Genomic DNA, 18,728 nt, shown 5'->3' on the forward strand with positions numbered 1-18,728 from the left:
GTGGGGTCCTTTGCGTCGGTTGGGGGTGAGTGCGCCCGTTGTGTGACGTACGGGCGCTACGCCCAAAGTGCTACACGACGCTAACCGCGCCCGTACGACAGTCCGTGGCCGATCGGATACAGCACCCGCGTCGGATCGTCCGCCCGCTGCACCGGCACCGGCAGCTTCCCGCGCGGTGCCACCCGCCCGGCGATCACCCGCGCGGCGGCCCGCAGCTCGACGTCGGTCCAGGAGTAGGACGCCAAGCAGGCCCGCACGGCGGGCAGATGGGCCACGTCGTACGGGTTGCGGACAGCGACCGCCACCACCGGCCTCCCCGTCGCGAGGAGCTGCTCGACCAGCGCCTTCTGCGTACTGCTCGCCGTGACGTTGTACGTCCCGACCACCACCGCGTCCGCCGCCCGAGCCGCCTCGACGGCCTTGGCGATGGCGGCGGAGGAGGGTGCCGTACCCGTCGACAGGGCGGTCGCCGTGAAGCCCAGCTCGGTGAGCGCGGCGGCGAGCACGCCGGTCGGCGGTCCCGTCGTGCCGGACGGGGAGGCGGGGTCGGCGCCGACGACGAGGATCTTGGGGTGGGAGCGCCGGGACAGCGGAAGGGTCGAGTCCTCGTTGACGAGCAGGGTCGTCGTCCGCTCGGCGATACGGTCGGCGGTCCTGAGGTGGGACGCGGTGCCGACGTTCCGGTCGACTCCGCCCTGGCTGACGTACGGCGCGTCGAACAGCCGCAGCTTCGCCTTCAGCCGCAGGATCCGCAGGATCGATTCGTCGAGCCGCGCCTCGGTCAGCTCGCCGTCCTGGACGGCCTTCAGGACCGCGTTCCAGGCGATGTCGAGGGAGGGCGGGTTGAGGAGCTGGTCCACGCCCGCCTTGAGCGCGAGGACGGGGACGCGGTCGTCGCCGTACTTCGTCCGTACGCCCTCCATGCCGAGCGAGTCGGTCACCACGAGCCCGTCGTAGCCGAGCTCCTCGCGCAGGATGCCGGTGAGGATGGGGCGGGACAGGGTGGCCGGGTCGCCGGAGTCGTCGAGGGCCGGGACCATGATGTGCGCGGTCATGATCGAGTCGATGCCGGCCCGGACGGCGGCCCGGAAGGGCGGCGCGTCGAGCTGGTTCCACTGGTCGCGGGTGTGGGTGATGACCGGGAAGCCGTAGTGGCTGTCGACGGCCGTGTCGCCGTGGCCGGGGAAGTGCTTGGCGGTGGCCGCGAGTTGCCGTGAGTGCTGGTATCCGGCTACCTCGGCGGCGACCATGCCGGCCACCGCGGCCGGTTCGGCGCCGAAGGAGCGGACGCCGATGACCGGGTTGGCCGGGTTGACGTTCACATCGGCCACGGGGGAGTAGTTCTGCCGGATGCCGAGCGCCCTGAGTTCCTGTCCGGCGATACGGCCGAGGGTGCGGGCGTCGGCGCGGGAGCCGCCGGCCCCGATGGCCATGGCGCCCGGGAAGAGGGTGGCGGGCTCGCCGACGCGGCAGACGATGCCGTGCTCCTGGTCGGTGGAGACGAGGACGGGCAGGCCGCGGGGCTGGGCGAGGGACGCCCGCTGGATGCCGTTGGACAGGTCGGCGATCTGGTGCGGGTCGCGGGTGTTGTGCGCCCAGGTGAAGTAGATGATGCCGCCGACCCGGTACCTGGCGATCAGCTCGGCCGCCGTACGGACGCCGATCTCCTTGAGGTTGGCGTCGATGTCGGCCTGGTCGGGGGCGGTGGCGGAGTGGCCGTAGACCCGCATGACGAAGAGCTGGCCGACCTTCTCCGGCAGGCTCATCCGGGCGATGAGGGCCCGCAGTTTCCTGTCGTCGTGCTTGCCGTCGGGGCCGGCGTGGGCAGTGCCGCCGAGGGCGAGGGCGGTGGTCATGCCGGCGGTGGCGGCGAGGACGGTACGTCTGGAGGGGACCGAGGTGTTTCCCATGCTTCCCGTGCTGGTGTCGGGCACGTGCGCTCCTTCCGGAGGTGGTGCGCTGAAGGAAACTTCCGAGAAGTCACCAATAACCGGGAAGTTTCTGCCAGTCAAGGGAGTGCACGCCAACCGGTCGCCAAGGAGGGGCCGCCATCGGCGCAGTTGGAGGGGGGCGCGCCGATGACGGCATGCTGCCGGCCGCGGCACGGCGGAGAGGGTTGGTCAGCGATCGCAGCCAGCAGCGAGGGCCGACACCGCACCACGGTGACTCTCCGGCAGCTTGCGTGTTGGACGAGTGGGGGTGGGGCTGGGTTCCCGGGATGACCGGAAATCGGGAAGTTGGTGAGGTGGGGGATGGTGGGGCGGGTGGGGTACGGGGAGGGGCTGTCCGGGCGAGGGTTCCGTGAGGGGGGCAGGCGGGTCCACCCCATGGACGCCCCCGCGTCGAAGCCGCCGACCGGGCGATCATGTGGGCATGCCCGTAGTCGACATCCCCGGTTCCAAGTCCATTACCGCCCGCGCTCTCTTCCTCGCGGCCGCCGCCGACGGTGTCACCACCCTCGTACGCCCGCTCCGTTCGGACGACACGGAGGGCTTCGCCGAGGGGCTGGCGCGGCTCGGCTACCGGGTCGGGCGGACTCCGGACGCCTGGCAGGTCGACGGCCGCCCGCAGGGCCCCGCGGTCACCGAGGCCGACGTCCACTGCCGGGACGGTGCGACGACGGCCCGCTTCCTGCCGACGCTGGCCGCCACCGGCACCGGCACCTACCGTTTCGACGCCTCGCCCCAGATGCGCCGCCGCCCCCTGCTGCCGTTGACCCGGGCTCTGCGTGACCTGGGAGTGGACCTGCGGCACGAGGACAGGGAGGGCCACCACCCGCTGACCGTGACGGCGACCGGCGTCGAGGGCGGGGAGGTGACGCTGGACGCGGGCCAGTCGTCGCAGTACCTGACGGCGCTGCTGCTGCTCGGACCGCTGACCCGCAAGGGCCTGCGCATCACGGTCACCGACCTGGTCTCGGTGCCGTACGTCGAGATCACGATCGCGATGATGCGGGCCTTCGGAGTGGAGGTGGGCCGGGAGGACAACGCCTTCGTGGTCCCGTCCGGCGGCTACCGCGCCACGACGTACGCGGTGGAGCCGGACGCGTCGACCGCGAGCTACTTCTTCGCGGCGGCGGCCGTCACGGGCGGCGAGGTGACGGTTGTGGGCCTGGGCGAGGGGGCGCTCCAGGGCGACCTGGGCTTCGTCGACGTACTGCGGCGGATGGGTGCGCAGGTGGAGGTGGGCGCGCAGTCGACGACGGTCCGGGGGACCGGCGAACTGCGGGGCGTCACCGTCAACATGCGGGACATCTCCGACACCATGCCGACCCTCGCGGCCATCGCCCCGTTCGCCTCCGGCCCGGTGCGGATCGAGGACGTGGCGAACACCCGGGTGAAGGAGTGCGACCGGCTGGAGGCCTGCGCGGAGAACCTGCGGCGGCTGGGGGCGGCCGTGACCACGGGCCCCGACTGGATCGAGATCCAGCCGTCGGCCGCCCCGTCGGACCCCGCGTCGGGCCTCGCGGGAGCGGAGATCAAGTCCTACGGCGACCACCGCATCGTCATGTCCTTCGCGGTGACCGGGATTCGGGTGCCGGGAATCTCGTTCGACGACCCCGGATGCGTACGGAAGACTTTCCCGGGCTTCCATGAGGAGTTCGGGGCGCTGAGCGCGAGGTTGTGACGGGGGCCGTCGGGTGAGCTTCAAGCTGGAGCACCGGCACGCCACTCGTTCACTGGACCGGCACGGCAGTGATCGGAAACCATCGGCCTCATGACCGCCTACCTCATCCTCCACGGCTGGCAGAACCGCCGCCCCAAGGACCACTGGCAGCACTGGCTCGCCGATCGGCTCGGCGAGTTCGGGCACCAGGTCGGCTATCCGCAGCTTCCCGAGCCGGACGATCCTGACCTGGAAGTCTGGTTGGGGGAGCTGGGGCGGCACCTCGGTGCGCTCGATGGCGGGGCGGAGCGGGTCGTGGTCGCGCACAGTCTGTCCGCGGTGCTGTGGCTGCACGCTGCCGCGCGCGGGATGCCGGGGCTCGACGTGGACCGGGTGCTGCTCGTCGCCCCGCCGTCCGGCGCCGTGCTCGCCCAGCACTCGGAGGTCGCCCGATTCGCCCTGCCGGCGCTGGAGTTCACCCTCCCCGGCCCGACCCGCCTGGTCGCCGGCGACGACGACCCGTACTGCGAGGAAGGCGCCGACACCCTCTACGGCACCCCGCTCGCCCTCCCGACCGACATCCTCCCGGGCGCCGCCCACCTCGACCTGAACGCCGGGTACGGGCCGTGGCCCGCCGTGCTGGGCTGGTGCCTCGACCCCACGGCGGCGATCGTGGCCCGTCCCGAGTAGCGGCGCCGGCGGCTACGCCGACTCGTTGAGCAGCCGCGCCAGATGGTTCCGTCCCGCGTCGAGCAGTTCGGGGAGGGGCGCGGCCTCCTCGTACCACCGCTTCTCGTACTCCCAGCACAGCCAGCCGTCCCAGCCGTGCCGGGAGAGGACCTCCACGCACTCGGCGAGCGGCAGCACTCCGGTGCCGAGCGGCAGCGGGGTCGTGTCGTCGGCGGAGGCGATGTCCTTGACCTGGACGTAGCCGAGGTACGGGGACAGGGCCGCGTAGCTCTCCGAGGGCTGCTCGCCGCCCAGCCAGGTGTGCATCACGTCCCACAGCGAGCCGACGTGGCGGTGCCCGACCAGGCCGAGGACGCGGATCGAGTCGGCGGCGGTGCGGTGCGAGTCGTGGGTCTCCAACAGGATCCGTACGCCCATGTCGGCGGCGTGCTGCGCAGCCGTACCCAGCCGCCGCGCGGCGATCGCGTCCGCCGACTGAGGGCTCTGCTCGGGGTCGGCGCCGGGGAAGACGCGGACGTAGGGAGCACCGAGGTCGTGGGCGAGGTCGACGAGGGTGCGCATCTCCTCGATCACCGGCCCGTCGTCACCGGGCGCGGCGACCCGGGCGTACCCGGCCAGGCCCAGGAGCTCGATACCGGCGGCCTTGAACTCGGCTGCCACGTCGGCCCGTTCGGCGGGGCCCAGGCCCGGATGCACCGGCTCCTCGGCGTGCGTGCGCAGCTCGACGCCGTGATAACCGTGCGCGGCCGCGAGGCGCAGCACGTCGGGGACGGGGAGACCGGGGACGCCGAGGGTGGAGAACGCCAGTTTCATGCATCCCACCTTGCCAGGGAAAAGAGGGTGCGCCCATCCGGCAGGCGGGCCGGGGGACGCTCCGGACCTGTCACCTCCTGCCCGCCGTACCTGATCTCACTCCTGCGTGCCGTGGAGATCCAGTCGCCAGTCCTGCCCGGTCAGGTCCTTGCCGAAGGAGCGGTGGGGTGTCTCGGCGGACAGGACGAAGCCGTGGCGCCGGTAGATGCGGCGGGCGGCGGCCAGGACGTCGTTGGTCCACAGGACGAGGTCGCGATAGCCCACGCCGCGGGCGAAGTCGACGACGGCCGAGACGAGCCGGTCGCCGATGCCGAGGCCGCGCGCGTCGGGCTCGACCAGCAGCAGCCGCAGCCGGGCCGTGGCGGGCGCCTCGTCGCGGACGAGCATCACGCAGCCGACCGGCCGGCCGTCCAGCTCGGCGATCCACACCCGCTCCAGATGCGGATCGTGGTCCTCCGCGAAGTCCGCGACGATCCTCGCGACCAGCCCCTCGTAGTCGGCGTTGAAGCCGTACTCGGCGGCGTACAGCGCGGCGTTGCGCTGCACGATCCAGCCGAGGTCGCCGGGGCCCGGCTCGCGCAGCAGGACGTCCTCGCGGCGGGGAGGGCGGCCGTCGGACAGGATCGTACGGACCGTCGTCATCGCCTCGGCGAGCCGCGGCCGTTCGGCGGCCGGCACGGTCGACAGCAGGGAGCCGACCGATTCGGTCGCCCGTTCCTCCAGCAGCTTGCCGGTCTCCCGGCCGCGCGCGGTGAGCGTCACGCGCCGGCGACGGGGGTCCTCCCGGGAGGGTGTGCGCTCGATGAGCCCGTCCTGCTCGAACTTGTTCAGGATGCGGCTCAGATACCCCGCGTCCAGGGAGAGTTCGGCCCGCAGGTCGGCCGCGTCCGTACGCGGGGAGTGCGCGAGCTCGTACAGGACGCGGGACTCGGTGAGGGTGTAGGGGGCGTACAGGTGGCGGCTGTAGTCGAGGGCACCGATGACGTTGGTGTAGAAGCGGTTGAAGGCGCGGATGTCATGCACGGTCATGGTCGATCCCGAAGGCTCCCCGCGGGGCCGCTGGGCCCCTGGTTCCGGATGTTTGACTCAGTCAGAGGTTTCGCTGAGTCGAGCCTAGGACGTCCGCGCCCTCCTCGCTAGCCCTCGGTGGCGGGGCGGTAGACGCAGACCTGCGCGCCGGTCTTGGCCGCGGTGGCGGAGACCAGCTCCAGGGGCCGCTTCCCCCCGTCCTCCGGGAAGATCGACTTCCCGCCGCCGAGCAGCACCGGCATCACGATGAGCTGCAGCTCGTCGACCAGCCCCTCCTGGATGAGCGTCCGTACGAGGGTGGGGCTGCCCATCATCGCCAGGTCGCCGCCCTCGGTCGCGCGCAGTTCCCGCACGCGGGCGACGGCCTCGGCGCCGGGGATGAGGGTGGTGTTGTTCCAGGTCAGGTCCGCGTCGCTGAGGGTGCCGGAGACGACGTACTTCTTGATCGAGTTCATCCGGTCGGCGAACGGATCCCCGGCCCGCTCCGGCCACGCCGCAGCCATGGTCTGCCAGGTACGGCGCCCGAACAGCAGCGCCTCGGCCTTCTGCATCCCCGCGTCGAAGGCCCCGCCGAGGACCTCCGCGTCGAAGTACGGATGCGACCAGCCACCGTGCGCGAAACCGCCGTCGGTGTCCTCCTGGGGGCCGCCCGGGGCCTGAACGACGCCGTCGAGGCTGATGAACTCGGTGATCGCGATGCGCATGGGATTCGCTCCTGTTGTCCGCACGGGCTCGGGCGAGCCGGTCTTCACGGCATGGAAGACAGGGGTGGAGCCCGGAAATCATCGGTGGGCCGAAGAATCGGGGCCGAAGAATCGGTGGGCCGAAGAATCGGTGGGTCGAGTCAAGACGCGGAACGGAGCATTCGGCAGGGGTCGTGGGCGGGTACCTCCGTTTGGGCCTGTGCAGGGCGCGGGGGCCGCCGCATCGCCGCAGCATGGTCGTGTCAGGCAGCATCATCGGCACGATTGGGGAGTCTCCATGGCGACGAGCTGGGATCCTCGGGCCGCTACCGATCCCGCGGGCGGTGAGTGGCTGCCCGTCCTGGACATCCCGCCTGCCGCACGGCAGCGGCGCTGGACCGTCCTGCTGCGCTGGCTGCTGCTCCTGCCGCAGTTCGTGGTGGTCTGCCTGCTCTCCATCGCGGCGTTCTTCGTGACCATCATCGGATGGTTCGCCGCCCTGTTCACGGGACGGCTGCCGGAGCCGATCTTCTCCTTCCTCGGCTCCGTCCTCGCCTACCGGACGCGGGTCGGCGCCAGCTCGATGCTCCTGGTCGACCGCTATCCGCCGTTCGCGTTCTCGGCTCCCGACTACCCCGTGCAGATCGAACTGCGCGCCACGCCGCTGAATCGGCTCGCGGTGTTCTTCCGCCTGATCCTGATGATCCCGGCGGCCATCATCAACAACCTCGTGCAGGCAGGCTGGTTCGCGGTGAGCTGGGTGTTCTGGCTCATCGGCATCGTGCTGGGGCGGCTGCCCGCGCCGGTCTTCGCCGCCACGGCCGCCGTCGCCCGCTACCAGATGCGTTTCACCGCGTACGTCACGATGCTGACGCCGGCCTATCCCAAGCGGTTGTTCGGCGACGAGCCGGTCCCGCAGGACGCGGTCCGCTCCGGCACCCGGCCGCTGCTCCTGGACACCACGGCCAAGGTCCTCGTCGTGCTCTTCCTGCTGCTCGGCCTGGCCGGCCATGTCGTCAGCAGCACGGTGGACCACTACGACGACCACGACTCGGACTACGACGGTATGGCCCCGGCTGTGCCGCCCGGGCGTTGAACGGCGGCGTGCCTCAGCGCGTCCGCCCGGGTGGGACGGACGGCACGCCTCAGGCCCCCCTCGGCCCCCCGGACGACCCCCGAACCATCAACTCCCCACGAATCGTGGCGATCTCGCCGAGCGGCGGCTCCTCCCGCCCCATCGCGATCCGCCCGGCCCGCGCCCCCGCCTCCGACAGCGGCAGCCGCACCGTCGTGAGGGAAGGCACCGTGTCGAGGCTGAACGGCAGATCGTCGAACCCGGCCACCGAGACGTCCTCCGGAATCCGCAGCCCGGAGTCGCGCAGCGCAGCGCAGGCGCCCAGGGCGACGGAGTCGTTCGCGGCGACCACCGCGGTCAACGACGGGTCCCGGCGCAGCAGTTCCAGCGTCGCCTCGTACCCCGACTGCCGGTCGTAGCGGCCGTGCACCGTCCACCGGGGGTCCTCCTCGATGCCGTGCGCCTCCAGCGCCGCCCGGTGCCCCTCCAGCCGGTGCCGGGTCGTCGTCCGCTCCTCCGGCCCCGCGATGTAGCCGAGCCGCCGGTGCCCCAGCCCGATCAGGTGCTCGGTCAGTTCCCGCCCGCCGCCGCGGTTGTCGAAGGTCAGCGCGATCGCCCCGGTGTCCGGCGCCGGCGGCCGGCCGCAGAGCACGACCCGCGTCCCGGCGTCCGCCAGCTTCCGCAGCTTCGCCGCGACCGCGGCCGCGTGCGGGGCGTCCTCGACGGCGCCGCCGGTCAGGACGACCGCCGCGGCCCGCTGCCGCTGCAACAGCGTCAGGTACGTCAGCTCACGCTCCGGCGAACCCCCCGTGTTGCAGACGACCGCCAGCCGCTCACCGCCGGCCCGGCCGCCCGGACCGCCGATCTCGGACTGGATCGCGCTCGCCATGATCCCGAAGAAGGGGTCGGCGATGTCGTTGACCAGGATGCCGACCAGGTCGGAGGTGGCGGCGGCCAGCGCACTCGCCGGACCGTTCAGCACGTAGTCCAGCTCGTCCACCGCCCGCAGCACCCGTTCCCGGGTGGACGCGGCCACGGGGTAGTTGCCGTTCAGCACGCGCGACACCGTCGCGGGGGAGACCTGGGCGCGGGCCGCCACGTCCGCCAGGGTCACCGTCATCTCGTCGTCCTCCGGTCGCGCATCTCGTCGTACCACCTCGTACGTGCTCACAGACAGGCCTGCCTCCTCGTAGACAGGCCATCCGCAGTCACGGTTCCGTGTATGTCGAGCAGACCTTACGGCCAGAAACCCCCGTTGTTCGTCCCCTCGAACAACTCAGGCTGGTCACGGTCTTGTCCGGACCACTGCTCAGAGGCTAGCTTCTCCCTATGTAGAAAGCGCTTGCTGTGACGCTTACCAGTGAAAGACGGGGCGTACGCGGCGCAGACCCCGCGTACGAAGGGAACGACGTGACACGCAAGACGGTGCGTATCGCCATGAACGGCGTGACAGGGCGCATGGGCTACCGCCAGCACCTGGTCCGCTCCATCCTGGCCATCCGTGAGCAGGGCGGGCTCGACCTCGGCGACGGCACCGTGCTGTGGCCGGAGCCGATCCTGGTCGGCCGTCGCGAGTACGCCCTGAAGGCGCTCGCCGAGCAGCACGGCCTGGACGCGGAGAACGTCTCGACGGACGTCGACGCGGTGCTCGCCGACCCGGCCGTCGAGATCTACTTCGACGCCCAGGTCACCTCGGCCCGCGAGGAGGCGATCAGGAAGGCGATCGCCGCCGGCAAGCACATCTACACCGAGAAGCCGACCGCCACCGGTCTGGAAGGCGCCCTGGAGCTGGCCCGTCTCGCGGACGAGGCCGGCATCAAGCACGGCGTCGTCCAGGACAAGCTCTTCCTCCCGGGCCTGCTGAAGCTCAAGCGCCTCATCGACGGCGGCTTCTTCGGGCGGATCCTCTCCATCCGCGGCGAGTTCGGCTACTGGGTCTTCGAGGGCGACTGGCAGGCCGCGCAGCGCCCGTCCTGGAACTACCGCGCGGAGGACGGCGGCGGCATCGTCGTCGACATGTTCCCGCACTGGGAGTACGTGCTGCACGAGCTCTTCGGGCGCGTGAAGTCCGTGCAGGCCATCGCCACCACGCACATCCCGCAGCGCTGGGACGAGAACGACAAGCCCTACGACGCCACCGCCGACGACGCCGCCTACGGCATCTTCGAGCTCGACGGCGGCGCCATCGCCCAGATCAACTCCTCCTGGGCCGTACGCGTCAACCGCGACGAACTGGTCGAGTTCCAGGTCGACGGCACGGAGGGCTCCGCGGTCGCGGGCCTGCGCAACTGCCGCGTCCAGCACCGCTCCCTCACCCCCAAGCCGGTCTGGAACCCGGACATCCCGGCCACCTACTCCTTCCGCGACCAGTGGCAGGAGGTCCCGGACAACACCGAGTTCGACAACGGCTTCAAGGCCCAGTGGGAGCTGTTCCTCAGGCACGTCTACGCCGACGCCCCCTACCACTGGGACCTCCTCGCCGGCGCCCGCGGCGTCCAGCTCGCCGAGCTGGGCCTGAAGTCCTCGGCCGAGGGCCGCCGTCTCGACGTACCGGAGATCCAGCTGTGACGATCCGACTGCCCGACTTCAAGGGCGGGTTGCGGGCGTACGAGCCCCGCCCGGAGCCCTTGGTGGTGACCCCCGGCACCCCCTTCACCTCCCGTACGGTCTTCTCCGCGGCGCACGTCGTCGCCGACCCGTACGCCGACGTCTCGCCCGACTCGCCCGCCGCCGTCGACTGGGATGCCACCCTCGCCTTCCGCCGCCACCTGTGGTCCCACGGGCTCGGTGTCGCCGAGGCCATGGACACCGCCCAGCGCGGGATGGGCCTGGACTGGGCGGGCGCGGCCGAGCTGATCCGCCGGTCGGCCGCGGAGGCCCGCGCGGTGGGCGGCCGTATCGCCTGCGGTGTGGGCACCGACCAGATCGCCGCGGGGACTCTCGAAGAGGTCCGGGCGGCTTACGAGGAGCAGCTCGCGGTCGTGGAGGAGTCGGGCGCCCAGGCGATCCTGATGGCCTCGCGCGCGCTGGCCGCCACGGCGCGGGGCCCCGAGGACTACCTGGAGGTCTACGGCCGGCTGCTCCGGCAGTCCGCCGAGCCGGTGATCCTGCACTGGCTGGGCCCGATGTTCGACCCGGCGCTGGAGGGCTACTGGGGCTCGTCCGACCTGGACGCGGCCACCGACACCTTCCTGGAGGTGATCTCGGCCCACCCCGACAAGGTCGACGGCATCAAGGTCTCCCTGCTGGACGCCCAGCGCGAGATCGACCTGCGTCGCCGCCTCCCGCAGGGGGTGCGGTGCTACACGGGCGACGACTTCAACTACCCCGAGCTGATCGCGGGCGACGAGCAGGGATTCAGCCACGCCCTGCTCGGCATCTTCGACCCGCTGGGGCCGCTGGCGGCCCAGGCCGTCCGGGTCCTGGACACGGGCAATGTCGAGGGCTTCCGCGAACTCCTCGACCCCACGGTCGAGTTGTCCCGCCATCTCTTCCAGAAACCGACCCGTTTCTACAAGTCGGGCGTGGTCCTCCTGGCGTGGCTGGCCGGCCACCAGTCCCACTTCACCATGGTCGGCGGCCTCCAGTCGGCCCGCTCCCTGCCGCACTTCGCCCGCGCCTACGAACTCGCCGACGGACTGGGCCTGTTCCCGGACCCGAAGCTGGCCGAGGAGCGCATGAAGAACCTGCTGTCCCTGTACGGGGTGGACCAGTGACAGAGCTCGCGCGTTTCTCCATCAACCAGATGACGGTCAAGCAGCTGTCGATGCCGGAACTGGTCGACGCCTGCCGCGAGTCGGGCGTCGCGGGCGTCGGCCTGTGGCGGGAGCCGGTCCAGGCGTACGGCCTGGAGGCGACGGCCAAGCTGGTCCGGGACGCGGGCCTGACCGTCACCACCCTGTGCCGGGGAGGCTTCTTCACGGCGATCGACCCGGCGGAGCGTGCGGCGGCCCTGGACGACAACCGCCGCGCGGTCGGCGAGGCGGCGACGCTGGGCACCGACGTACTGGTCCTGGTGTCCGGCGGCCTGCCGGCCGGCTCCAAGGACCTGCACGGCGCCCGGGAACGGATCGCGGACGCGCTGGCGGTGCTCGGCCCCTACGCCGAGGACCACGGCGTGAAGCTGGCCATCGAGCCGCTGCACCCGATGTACGCCTCGGACCGCTGCGTCGTCTCGACCCTGACCCAGGCCCTGGACCTCGCGGAACGCTTCCCCGCCCACCAGGTCGGCGTCACGGTCGACACGTACCACATCTGGTGGGACGACAACGCGCCCGCACAGATCGCCCGCGCCGGTGCGGGCGGCCGTATCCACACCTTCCAACTCGCCGACTGGACCACCCCGTTGCCGCAGGGCGTGCTCAACGGCCGTGGGCAGATCGGGGACGGGGCGATCGACATGCGGGAGTGGCTCGGGTACGTGGAGGCGGCGGGCTACACCGGCGCCATCGAGGTCGAGCTGTTCAACGACGGCCTGTGGGCACGCGACGGCCGCGAGGTGCTGGGGGAGACGGTGGCGCGGTTCGTGGAGCACGTGGGGTAGACGGGGCCGCTCACGGCGGAGGGAGCAGCGTGCCCAGGGGCCCGAGGTCGAGGTTGAGGTCCTCCAGGGTGAGGCCGTAGCGGTCGCAGAGTTCGGTCATGCGGTCGTGGAGGAGCATCAGGGTGAGGCCGAGGCGTTCCTCCTGGTCCTCGGTCAGGTTGCCCTCGTCGACGCGGTGCAGGGCCTGGCGCTCCATCAGCTGGCGCAGGAGTTCGACGATGGTCAGGACCAGCTTGACCAGGTCGCGCTCCACGGTGTCGGGGTCGGCGTGGAGGCGGCGGGCGGCGGACCGTCCCGCGGATGGTGACGCCATGTCGTCCGGGCTCGCGGGAAGCAGGGAGAACGCGCGGTGCGCGGCCTGCGCGACCTCGCGCAGCCGGTCGGGGGACGGGCCGTCAGCCGGGCTCGTCACCGTGGCCGCCGTACTCCGTGGGCGTCCGGTCCCCCAGGACGGGCGCCCACTGCTCCTCCATCTGCTCGCGGATGGCGATCACCACCGCGCGCAGCGAGATCCGTACCAGGTCGATGTCCGCGATGGACAGCACGACATCGCCGGTGACCACCACCCCGCCGCTCAGCAGCCGGTCGAGCAGGTCGATCAGCGCGACCTGGCGTCCGGCCAGGGGGCGGTCGTCGTCGTAGTACTCGGTCACCGTTGTCGCGCCCCTTCGGCGGGAGTCGCGAAGGAGTACGGCGCCCAGGGCCCGGTGACCTCCACCCGTACGCCCGGCAGGTCGTCCGCGGCGTGCAGCATCCGCTCGCGGAACTCCGCGGCCAGGTGGCGCGGTACGAGGTAGGCGTCGTTGGCCAGGTTCTCGCCGCGGGCGTCGGCCAGGGTCCCCTGCTGCGGGCGGTGCCGGGCGCGTTCCACCGCGAGCCCGCGCGCCCGCTCCTCCGTGCGGCGCACGGCCTCCTCGGCGGCGCGCCGGGTGTCCTCGTGCGCCTGGCGGTGCTGTCTGCGGGTGCGCAGATACGCGCGTCCGGGAGCCGGGCCGGCGGCGGAGCCCGGTGCGGCGGACGGGGTCGCCGGCTCGGAGGCGGGCGGGATCTCGGCGTACACCTTCACGCCCCACTCCAGGTGGGCGTCGAACCGGTCGAGCAGTTCGGCGAAGGCCTCCTGACGTTCGCTCAGCATCTGCTCGACCCGGCTCCCGTCGAGGTACACCGTGGCCAGCCGCAGGGGGAGGACGGTGATCCGGGCGGCCAGCGTCTCGATGACGAGGTGGTGGGCGCGGGCCGTCGACTCCAGCCAGTCGAGGTCCTCCAGGCGTGACTTCAGGGCCGACTCCGAGAACTCCTCCGCGGGCACCTCGCTGACCGCGGCGGCCAACGCGCCCGAGCCGACCAGGGTGACGGGGGCGCCGGCCACCCCACGGAGAGCGGCCAGTTGAGCCTGCGTCTCCGCGCCGGGCGAGCGGACCACGGCGTACGCGTAGCTCAGCTGCTGCCCGGTCATGACTCCCGGTCCTCGGAGTCGTCCTTCCTGCGCCGGGTGCGTCGCGGTTCGGCGGAGGGCTCACGCTCCGCCGCACGCGACCGGCGGCGACCGCCCGAGCCGCGTTCGGGCAACTCGCCCGCGGACTCCGCCTTTTCGATCTTCTCGGCCTTCTCGGCCTTCTCCGACATCTCCACCTTGCGGCGCAGCTCCTCCACTTCCTCGCGCAGGCGCTCGTTCTGCTCCTTCAAGTTGTGCCGCTGGTCGGCTCGGGAGGACAGCGCGGGGTCGTGCTCCCACCAGTCGATGCCGATCTCCTTGGCCTTGTCGACGGAGGCCACCAGGAGACGGAGCTTGATGGTGAGCAGCTCGATGTCGAGCAGGTTGATCTTGATGTCGCCGACGATGACGATGCCCTTGTCGAGCACGCGTTCAAGGATGTCGGCGAGGTTCGCGCTGGATCCCCCGCCGCCGCCGTACGGAGACAGCGCCGGGGATGTGGAGCGGCTGGGGACGGGCTCGGTCACGGCGTACTCGACCTCGTTTCCCGGAAGCACCCACGGTCACTCCGGCCGCGCGCTCGGCCACGGTCAGACACGGCGGCGGCGCTTCGGGCGGGGTTGCTCGTCGGTGTCGTCGGTGTCGTCGTTGCGGTCATCAGGCTCTCGGTCTTCGTCCTCTTCCTCGTCCTCCTCCCAGTCGTCCTCGGCGTCCTCGCCGCGTTCGTCCTCGGCGGGTTCTTCGTCCTCGTACCGGTCCTCGGGCCCCTCGTCCTCGTCGAGCTCCTGGTTCTCGTCCTCCTCCTCGTCGTACTCGTCCTCGGGCTCCTCCTGATCGGCCCGGTCTTCCTCGGCGTCCTCCGGCTCGCTGACCACCTCGCCCTCGCGGATCTCCCCGCGCCAGCCCCCGGTGGCCTCCCCGCGCATCATCACGAAGGTGCGGTAGAGCTTCAGATCGAGGCGGGCGCGGCGGCCCTGGGACCGCACCCAGCTCCCGACCTTCTCCACCGGCCCCTGGGGGAAGTACCGCAGGACGAGCAGCACTTTGGTGAGGTTCTCCGTGATCGGGTGGAAGGTGACCACGCCCTGCGTGGTGCCGCGGTTCCCCGTGGACGTCCAGGCGATGCGTTCGTCGGGGACCTGTTCCGTGATCATGCCCCGGAAATGCCGATTGGACTTGCCGACCTTCACGTGCCACCTGGTCGTGATGTCGTCCTCCTGCTCGACGCCGACCACGCCCTTGGCGAACCGGTCGAACTCCTGGAACTGCGTCCACTGCCCGTACGCCTCGCGCACGGGCACGCCCACGTCGATGTCCTCGATGACGGTGATCCCCTTGCCCATGCTCTGCGGGTCGCTCCGCTTGCCCTTGTCGTCGCCGGAGTCCGTGTCCGTGTCCGCGTCGTCGCCGGAGTCCGTGTCCGCGTCGTCGCCGGGGCCCGTATCCGTGTCGTCCCTCTGCCCGGACCCCTGCCCGGTGGCCTGCTTGGCCTTGCCCACCACCGTGTCCTTGGCGTGCGAAGCCGTCTCCTTGGCGTGGGAGGCGGTCGAGGTCAGCGCGCCCACGCCCGAAGGCAGATGCGCCCCGAGCTTCTTGCCGCCCCGGGCGACCGCGTGCGTCAGCCCGCGCGGGCTGACGTGGGCCTCACCCAGCCTGCGCGCGCCCGCGCCGAGCCGGTCGCCCACGCCCTCCAGCAGCACCTGGAGGCGGGCCTCGACGTAGTGCTCCAGCTCCTCCTTCAGCCGCTGCGTGCCCGACACCTGCTCGTCGGCCTTCGCCTTGGTCCCCGTACCGCGCGAGCCGCGTCCCGTCGCCTCGTCCTCAGCCATCGTCCCGCCTCCTCGACCGCGCGCCGCCGCCGCTGCTGCTGCCCGAGCGGCTCTGTGAGGTGGAGGTCTTCCGCTTGCGGGGCTGTTCCTCGCCCTGCTTCCCGGACTTGCCGCGCCCCGAGTTCCGGGAGGTCTCCGACCGGGCTTTCTGCCGGGACTGCCGGGACTTGCCCTGGGACTTCCCCCGGGGCTCCTCGCCGTTCTCCTCGTCCTGTTCCTCGTCCTGTTCCTCTTCCTCCTCCTGTTCCTCGTCCTGCGCTTCCGCCCTCCCCTGAAGCCCGGACGTGCGTTCGTGGATGACATCGGCCAGGTTGCCGGCCTTCGCGCTCAGGAGGTTGGTCGCGGCCGCCTTTCCCGCGCCGGTCAGTTCGGAGCGCACCTGGTCGGTGAGGGTGTGCACGAAGGGGGACTCATGGAGGGCCTTGCCGACCTGCCCCGGGTTCATCCGCGAGCCCGCGAGCAGCGCGCCGAGGCCGAGGGCGAGCTTCGCCTTCTTGGACCGCCCCAGCAGATAGCCGCCCAGCAGGGCCGTGCCGATCTTGGCGTTGTTCATTGGCCTTGCCTCTTTTCCTCACCCGAGCGGCAGCCCGCGAACCACGCGTCACAGCCCAGGTGACTGTCCGCCCTGTCGCAGTTGGTAGGCCCTGATCTCCTCCATGCGGTGCAGCAGCGCCTCCTCCTGCCGTGCGAACTCCTCGTCGTCGATTTGGCCCTCGTCGAGCGCGCGCTCCAGATTCACGAGCGCCTCCTGGACGGGGGTCGGGTCGTAGTACTCGTCCTCGGCGGTCCGGACCACCTTGTCGAGCACCCAGCCGACGCCCCTGACGGGAGCGAACGGCAGCGTCAGAATCCCGGTGACCAGTCCCACGGCACCTCCTCGTGCCTCACGTCAGACGAAGCTGTACGGCGGCAGGGGACCCCGCAGCCGCAACTCCACGCCCTCGCCGTAGCGTTCGGCCAGCTCCCGGCAGGTCCGGCCGAACTCCTCGAACCGCTCGTCGTCCACGAGGAAGGACGCGCTCACGAAGTACTGCTTCGACGCCGGCGCGATCTGCTCCGCCGAAGCGAGCGGCCGCAGCGCGGCGAGAATGTCCTCGGCGATGGCGTTCTCGCGGCCCTGCACCTCCTGCGCCACCACCTGGCCGAGCGCCAGCCGGTCCTCGTACGTCCCGCCGCCCTCGCGGGTCCGCTCGTTCAGCTCACGCGCCTGCGGGCTCTGCTCCAGGACGGCACGCAGCGACGTGTCCTCGTCGAGGACGCCCTTGACGTTGAACTCCGCGCGCCCGGCAAGCTCGTCCAGCCGCTGCGCGAACAGCTGCGCCCGCTCCTCCAGGACGCCGCGTACGGCCTCCTCGTCGGCGGCGACGAACCCGAAGCTCAGCGGCAGGGTGGGGCCGTCGGCCCACAACCGATCCTGGACGTCGTTGTGCGCCTGCAGGTCCCGGCGGGCGACCGAGAGGTCGTCCGGGGCCTCGCTGACGACGGCACACAGGGAATCGCTGCGCACCACGCGCACCTCGCCGGGCGGCTCGCCCACGCCCTTGACGTCGCTCAGATCGAGGGGATGCGAGTCCTTGGTGATCGCGTACACATACACGGACATCGGCTCGCTCACTCCTCCCGGTCCCTTGCGGAGCGGCGCTCCGACCGGCGTTCGGAACGCTCACGCCGCTTTTCGCGCACCGGCCTGCGCTCCCGCTCGTCGTCCGTATCCGCGTCCTCGTCCGCGGCTTCGTCCTCGTCACCGCCGCCCTTGAACGAATCGGTGACCGCCTCGACCGCGCCCGACAGCGCCCCCTTGCTCTTGCTGCGTGCCCCGCTCTCGACGGAGCCTCCGACGAGGTCGGTCAGCTGCGCGGGCGACTTGCTGCCCGACTCCAGATCCAGCCGGTTCGTCGCCTCGGCGAAGCGCAGATACGTGTCGACACTGGCCACGACCACCCGCGCGTCGATCTTCAGGATCTCGATGCCCACCAGGGACACCCGCACGAACGCGTCGATGACCAGACCCCTGTCGAGGACGAGTTCCAGCACGTCGTAGAGGTTCCCCGAGCCGCCTCCGGCGGCGCCGGGCACACCACCTCCGCCGTTGCCCTGTGGCACCACAGTCACGGTGTCTTCCCTTCCGGCTCGCCTTCCGGTGAAATCAGCAAAATCCGACTTCCCGGGGAATCTCTGATAAAACCGACTTATCGGAGAATTCCGGGCGAAAGGGTCGCGGCCTAGCGGCGATCTGGCCTGTCCACCTGCGAGCGCGTGTAACGACGCCCGCGCTTGTACGACACCAGTTGCCCCTCCTGGTCCAGAACCACCTGGTAGCTGGCCATCACGCTGGTCGTCTCGGGAATGCGTTCCAGTTCCAGGACCTCGACGTCGGCTTCCCAGCCCTGATCCGTCGGCTTCAGCGAGGAAACCGACTCGGGAGCCCTCCCGAGCAGCTCACTGAGCTGTTCCATCGCGGACCGTATGGCAGCGGCAGCGGACATCCGCGCCCCGTCGGACGTCTGCCGTGCCGAGGAATGTGCCTTGCGGGGCTCGCGATCACTCGTGATCATTCACCTTCTCGCCCTGACTCTTCAATCGTCGGCCCCTGGCAAAGCCCACGCCACTTCTCGCCCCTACCTCGCCCACTACCTCCCGGCGGCCCGTTTCGTGAGCACCGCCGGCACCACCGGAACCAGCATCTCCACCACCCGGGACACGGCACCCCGGGACAGCCCCGTCCTGCGGGCCACCGCGTCCGCGACCGGCTCGGCCTCCTCCGCAAGCAGCCCGGCCAAGAGGCCGCCGGTCGCGAAGCCGCCCACGGTGGCCACGCCGGTGAGTGGGGCGTCGTGCGGCGTCGCGACGGCCTCCGCCTCGCCGGACAGCGCCGCCACCGTCGTACCGACCATCTGCCGGGCCCCTGCCTCGTCCGTGCCCAGCAGCCCCGCGATGTCCGCGATCCGGTGGTCGCCGAGCTCGTCGAGCACGTCGTCCTGGAGGGACGTGAGGGGGTTTGCGTCTACCTCTGACATATCTGAAA

At 71.3% G+C, this 18,728-nt stretch carries 22 protein-coding genes; 6 read left to right on the plus strand and 16 right to left on the minus strand.

Features of this window, described 5'->3' with window-relative positions; translation table 11 throughout:
• Window positions 1–80: 80 nt before the first annotated feature.
• Window positions 81–1,910, minus strand: coding sequence for a glycoside hydrolase family 3 protein (locus OG331_RS31425; protein ID WP_406210403.1), 1,830 nt, complete (start codon window positions 1,908–1,910; stop codon window positions 81–83).
• A 463-nt stretch (window positions 1,911–2,373) separates the two neighbouring features.
• Here OG331_RS31425 and aroA point away from each other — a divergent pair, with 463 nt between their 5' ends.
• Both aroA and OG331_RS31435 read left to right on the plus strand, forming a co-directional pair.
• Entirely contained in the window at window positions 2,374–3,627 is a 1,254-nt protein-coding gene (gene aroA, locus OG331_RS31430; protein ID WP_406202399.1) for a 3-phosphoshikimate 1-carboxyvinyltransferase, read from the plus strand.
• A 90-nt stretch (window positions 3,628–3,717) separates the two neighbouring features.
• Window positions 3,718–4,296, plus strand: coding sequence for an RBBP9/YdeN family alpha/beta hydrolase (locus tag OG331_RS31435; RefSeq protein ID WP_406202401.1), 579 nt, complete (start codon window positions 3,718–3,720; stop codon window positions 4,294–4,296).
• A 12-nt stretch (window positions 4,297–4,308) separates the two neighbouring features.
• On the opposite strand, the gene OG331_RS31440 is transcribed toward OG331_RS31435, so the two are convergent.
• From OG331_RS31440 to OG331_RS31450, 3 genes are all read right to left on the minus strand, one after another.
• Window positions 4,309–5,109, minus strand: a complete 801-nt coding sequence (locus OG331_RS31440) for a sugar phosphate isomerase/epimerase family protein (RefSeq protein WP_406202403.1) — start codon at window positions 5,107–5,109, stop codon at window positions 4,309–4,311.
• Window positions 5,110–5,205: 96 nt separating this feature from the next.
• A complete protein-coding gene (locus OG331_RS31445; RefSeq protein ID WP_406202405.1) occupies window positions 5,206–6,138 on the minus strand; it encodes a GNAT family N-acetyltransferase in 933 nt (310 codons plus the stop codon).
• Window positions 6,139–6,245: 107 nt separating this feature from the next.
• Entirely contained in the window at window positions 6,246–6,842 is a 597-nt protein-coding gene (locus OG331_RS31450) for a dihydrofolate reductase family protein (RefSeq protein WP_406202407.1), read from the minus strand.
• Window positions 6,843–7,119: 277 nt separating this feature from the next.
• On the opposite strand from OG331_RS31450, the gene OG331_RS31455 reads away from it, so the two are divergent.
• Window positions 7,120–7,917 carry a DUF4389 domain-containing protein gene (locus tag OG331_RS31455; protein ID WP_406202409.1) on the plus strand — a complete coding sequence of 266 codons (798 nt, stop codon included), beginning with the start codon at window positions 7,120–7,122 and terminating at the stop codon, window positions 7,915–7,917.
• 49 nt (window positions 7,918–7,966) lie between these two features.
• Here OG331_RS31455 and OG331_RS31460 read toward each other — a convergent pair whose 3' ends face one another.
• Window positions 7,967–9,016, minus strand: a complete 1,050-nt coding sequence (locus OG331_RS31460; protein WP_362382768.1) for a LacI family DNA-binding transcriptional regulator — start codon at window positions 9,014–9,016, stop codon at window positions 7,967–7,969.
• 290 nt (window positions 9,017–9,306) lie between these two features.
• Here OG331_RS31460 and OG331_RS31465 point away from each other — a divergent pair, with 290 nt between their 5' ends.
• Genes OG331_RS31465 through OG331_RS31475 form a run of 3 tightly spaced genes read left to right on the plus strand, consistent with a single transcriptional unit; the run spans window position 9,307 to window position 12,439 of the window.
• Complete coding sequence (locus OG331_RS31465) at window positions 9,307–10,464, plus strand: Gfo/Idh/MocA family protein (RefSeq protein ID WP_383238949.1); 1,158 nt, start codon at window positions 9,307–9,309, stop codon at window positions 10,462–10,464.
• On the plus strand, window positions 10,461–11,612 hold the full coding sequence (locus tag OG331_RS31470; RefSeq protein ID WP_406202411.1) for a dihydrodipicolinate synthase family protein: 1,152 nt from the start codon (window positions 10,461–10,463) through the stop codon (window positions 11,610–11,612). The genes OG331_RS31465 and OG331_RS31470 overlap by 4 nt, the downstream gene beginning before the upstream one ends.
• Window positions 11,609–12,439 (plus strand): sugar phosphate isomerase/epimerase family protein, encoded by an 831-nt coding sequence (locus OG331_RS31475; RefSeq protein WP_406202413.1) that lies wholly within the window; start codon window positions 11,609–11,611, stop codon window positions 12,437–12,439. The genes OG331_RS31470 and OG331_RS31475 overlap by 4 nt, the downstream gene beginning before the upstream one ends.
• 10 nt (window positions 12,440–12,449) lie before the next feature.
• On the opposite strand, the gene OG331_RS31480 is transcribed toward OG331_RS31475, so the two are convergent.
• The 11 genes from OG331_RS31480 to OG331_RS31530 form a co-directional block, all read right to left on the minus strand.
• Window positions 12,450–12,851, minus strand: coding sequence for a gas vesicle protein K (locus OG331_RS31480; protein WP_406202415.1), 402 nt, complete (start codon window positions 12,849–12,851; stop codon window positions 12,450–12,452).
• Window positions 12,835–13,092: a gas vesicle protein GvpJ gene (gene gvpJ / locus OG331_RS31485; protein WP_406202417.1), complete on the minus strand. Its 258-nt coding sequence runs from the start codon at window positions 13,090–13,092 to the stop codon at window positions 12,835–12,837. The genes OG331_RS31480 and gvpJ (OG331_RS31485) overlap by 17 nt, the downstream gene beginning before the upstream one ends.
• Complete coding sequence (locus tag OG331_RS31490; RefSeq protein WP_406202419.1) at window positions 13,089–13,895, minus strand: GvpL/GvpF family gas vesicle protein; 807 nt, start codon at window positions 13,893–13,895, stop codon at window positions 13,089–13,091. Before OG331_RS31490 ends, gvpJ (OG331_RS31485) begins: the two co-directional genes overlap by 4 nt.
• Window positions 13,892–14,401, minus strand: coding sequence for a gas vesicle protein (locus OG331_RS31495; protein WP_406202421.1), 510 nt, complete (start codon window positions 14,399–14,401; stop codon window positions 13,892–13,894). The genes OG331_RS31490 and OG331_RS31495 overlap by 4 nt, the downstream gene beginning before the upstream one ends.
• A 63-nt stretch (window positions 14,402–14,464) precedes the next feature.
• Window positions 14,465–15,703 (minus strand): SRPBCC family protein, encoded by a 1,239-nt coding sequence (locus OG331_RS31500; RefSeq protein WP_406202423.1) that lies wholly within the window; start codon window positions 15,701–15,703, stop codon window positions 14,465–14,467.
• Window positions 15,696–16,256, minus strand: coding sequence for an ABC transporter substrate-binding protein (locus tag OG331_RS31505; protein WP_406202425.1), 561 nt, complete (start codon window positions 16,254–16,256; stop codon window positions 15,696–15,698). Before OG331_RS31505 ends, OG331_RS31500 begins: the two co-directional genes overlap by 8 nt.
• Window positions 16,257–16,304: 48 nt before the next feature.
• Window positions 16,305–16,571, minus strand: a complete 267-nt coding sequence (locus tag OG331_RS31510; protein WP_406202427.1) for a gas vesicle protein GvpG — start codon at window positions 16,569–16,571, stop codon at window positions 16,305–16,307.
• A 21-nt stretch (window positions 16,572–16,592) separates the two neighbouring features.
• A complete protein-coding gene (locus OG331_RS31515; RefSeq protein WP_406202429.1) occupies window positions 16,593–17,306 on the minus strand; it encodes a GvpL/GvpF family gas vesicle protein in 714 nt (237 codons plus the stop codon).
• An 8-nt stretch (window positions 17,307–17,314) separates the two neighbouring features.
• Window positions 17,315–17,809: a gas vesicle protein GvpJ gene (gvpJ, locus tag OG331_RS31520; protein WP_406210406.1), complete on the minus strand. Its 495-nt coding sequence runs from the start codon at window positions 17,807–17,809 to the stop codon at window positions 17,315–17,317.
• Window positions 17,810–17,925: 116 nt separating this feature from the next.
• The gene (locus OG331_RS31525; protein ID WP_406202431.1) at window positions 17,926–18,258 is read right to left on the minus strand and encodes a gas vesicle protein; all 333 of its coding nucleotides are present in this window, start codon (window positions 18,256–18,258) and stop codon (window positions 17,926–17,928) included.
• 75 nt (window positions 18,259–18,333) lie between these two features.
• A complete protein-coding gene (locus tag OG331_RS31530) occupies window positions 18,334–18,720 on the minus strand; it encodes a DUF937 domain-containing protein (protein ID WP_406202433.1) in 387 nt (128 codons plus the stop codon).
• Window positions 18,721–18,728 lie beyond the last annotated feature (8 nt).

This window comes from Streptomyces sp. NBC_01017, from assembly GCF_045162795.1.
Classification (GTDB): domain Bacteria; phylum Actinomycetota; class Actinomycetes; order Streptomycetales; family Streptomycetaceae; genus Streptomyces; species Streptomyces machairae.

Excerpts from the sequence above, each read along its gene's own strand:
- OG331_RS31425 (WP_406210403.1), bottom strand. The coding sequence starts at position 1,910 with ATGGGAAACACCTCGGTCCCCTCCAGACGTACCGTCCTCGCCGCCACC.
- aroA (WP_406202399.1), top strand. The coding sequence starts at position 2,374 with ATGCCCGTAGTCGACATCCCCGGTTCCAAGTCCATTACCGCCCGCGCT.
- OG331_RS31435 (WP_406202401.1), top strand. The coding sequence starts at position 3,718 with ATGACCGCCTACCTCATCCTCCACGGCTGGCAGAACCGCCGCCCCAAG.
- OG331_RS31440 (WP_406202403.1), bottom strand. The coding sequence starts at position 5,109 with ATGAAACTGGCGTTCTCCACCCTCGGCGTCCCCGGTCTCCCCGTCCCC.
- OG331_RS31445 (WP_406202405.1), bottom strand. The coding sequence starts at position 6,138 with ATGACCGTGCATGACATCCGCGCCTTCAACCGCTTCTACACCAACGTC.
- OG331_RS31450 (WP_406202407.1), bottom strand. The coding sequence starts at position 6,842 with ATGCGCATCGCGATCACCGAGTTCATCAGCCTCGACGGCGTCGTTCAG.
- OG331_RS31455 (WP_406202409.1), top strand. The coding sequence starts at position 7,120 with ATGGCGACGAGCTGGGATCCTCGGGCCGCTACCGATCCCGCGGGCGGT.
- OG331_RS31460 (WP_362382768.1), bottom strand. The coding sequence starts at position 9,016 with ATGACGGTGACCCTGGCGGACGTGGCGGCCCGCGCCCAGGTCTCCCCC.
- OG331_RS31490 (WP_406202419.1), bottom strand. The coding sequence starts at position 13,895 with ATGACCGGGCAGCAGCTGAGCTACGCGTACGCCGTGGTCCGCTCGCCC.
- OG331_RS31500 (WP_406202423.1), bottom strand. The coding sequence starts at position 15,703 with ATGGCTGAGGACGAGGCGACGGGACGCGGCTCGCGCGGTACGGGGACC.
- OG331_RS31505 (WP_406202425.1), bottom strand. The coding sequence starts at position 16,256 with ATGAACAACGCCAAGATCGGCACGGCCCTGCTGGGCGGCTATCTGCTG.
- OG331_RS31515 (WP_406202429.1), bottom strand. The coding sequence starts at position 17,306 with ATGTCCGTGTATGTGTACGCGATCACCAAGGACTCGCATCCCCTCGAT.
- OG331_RS31525 (WP_406202431.1), bottom strand. The coding sequence starts at position 18,258 with ATGATCACGAGTGATCGCGAGCCCCGCAAGGCACATTCCTCGGCACGG.
- OG331_RS31530 (WP_406202433.1), bottom strand. The coding sequence starts at position 18,720 with ATGTCAGAGGTAGACGCAAACCCCCTCACGTCCCTCCAGGACGACGTG.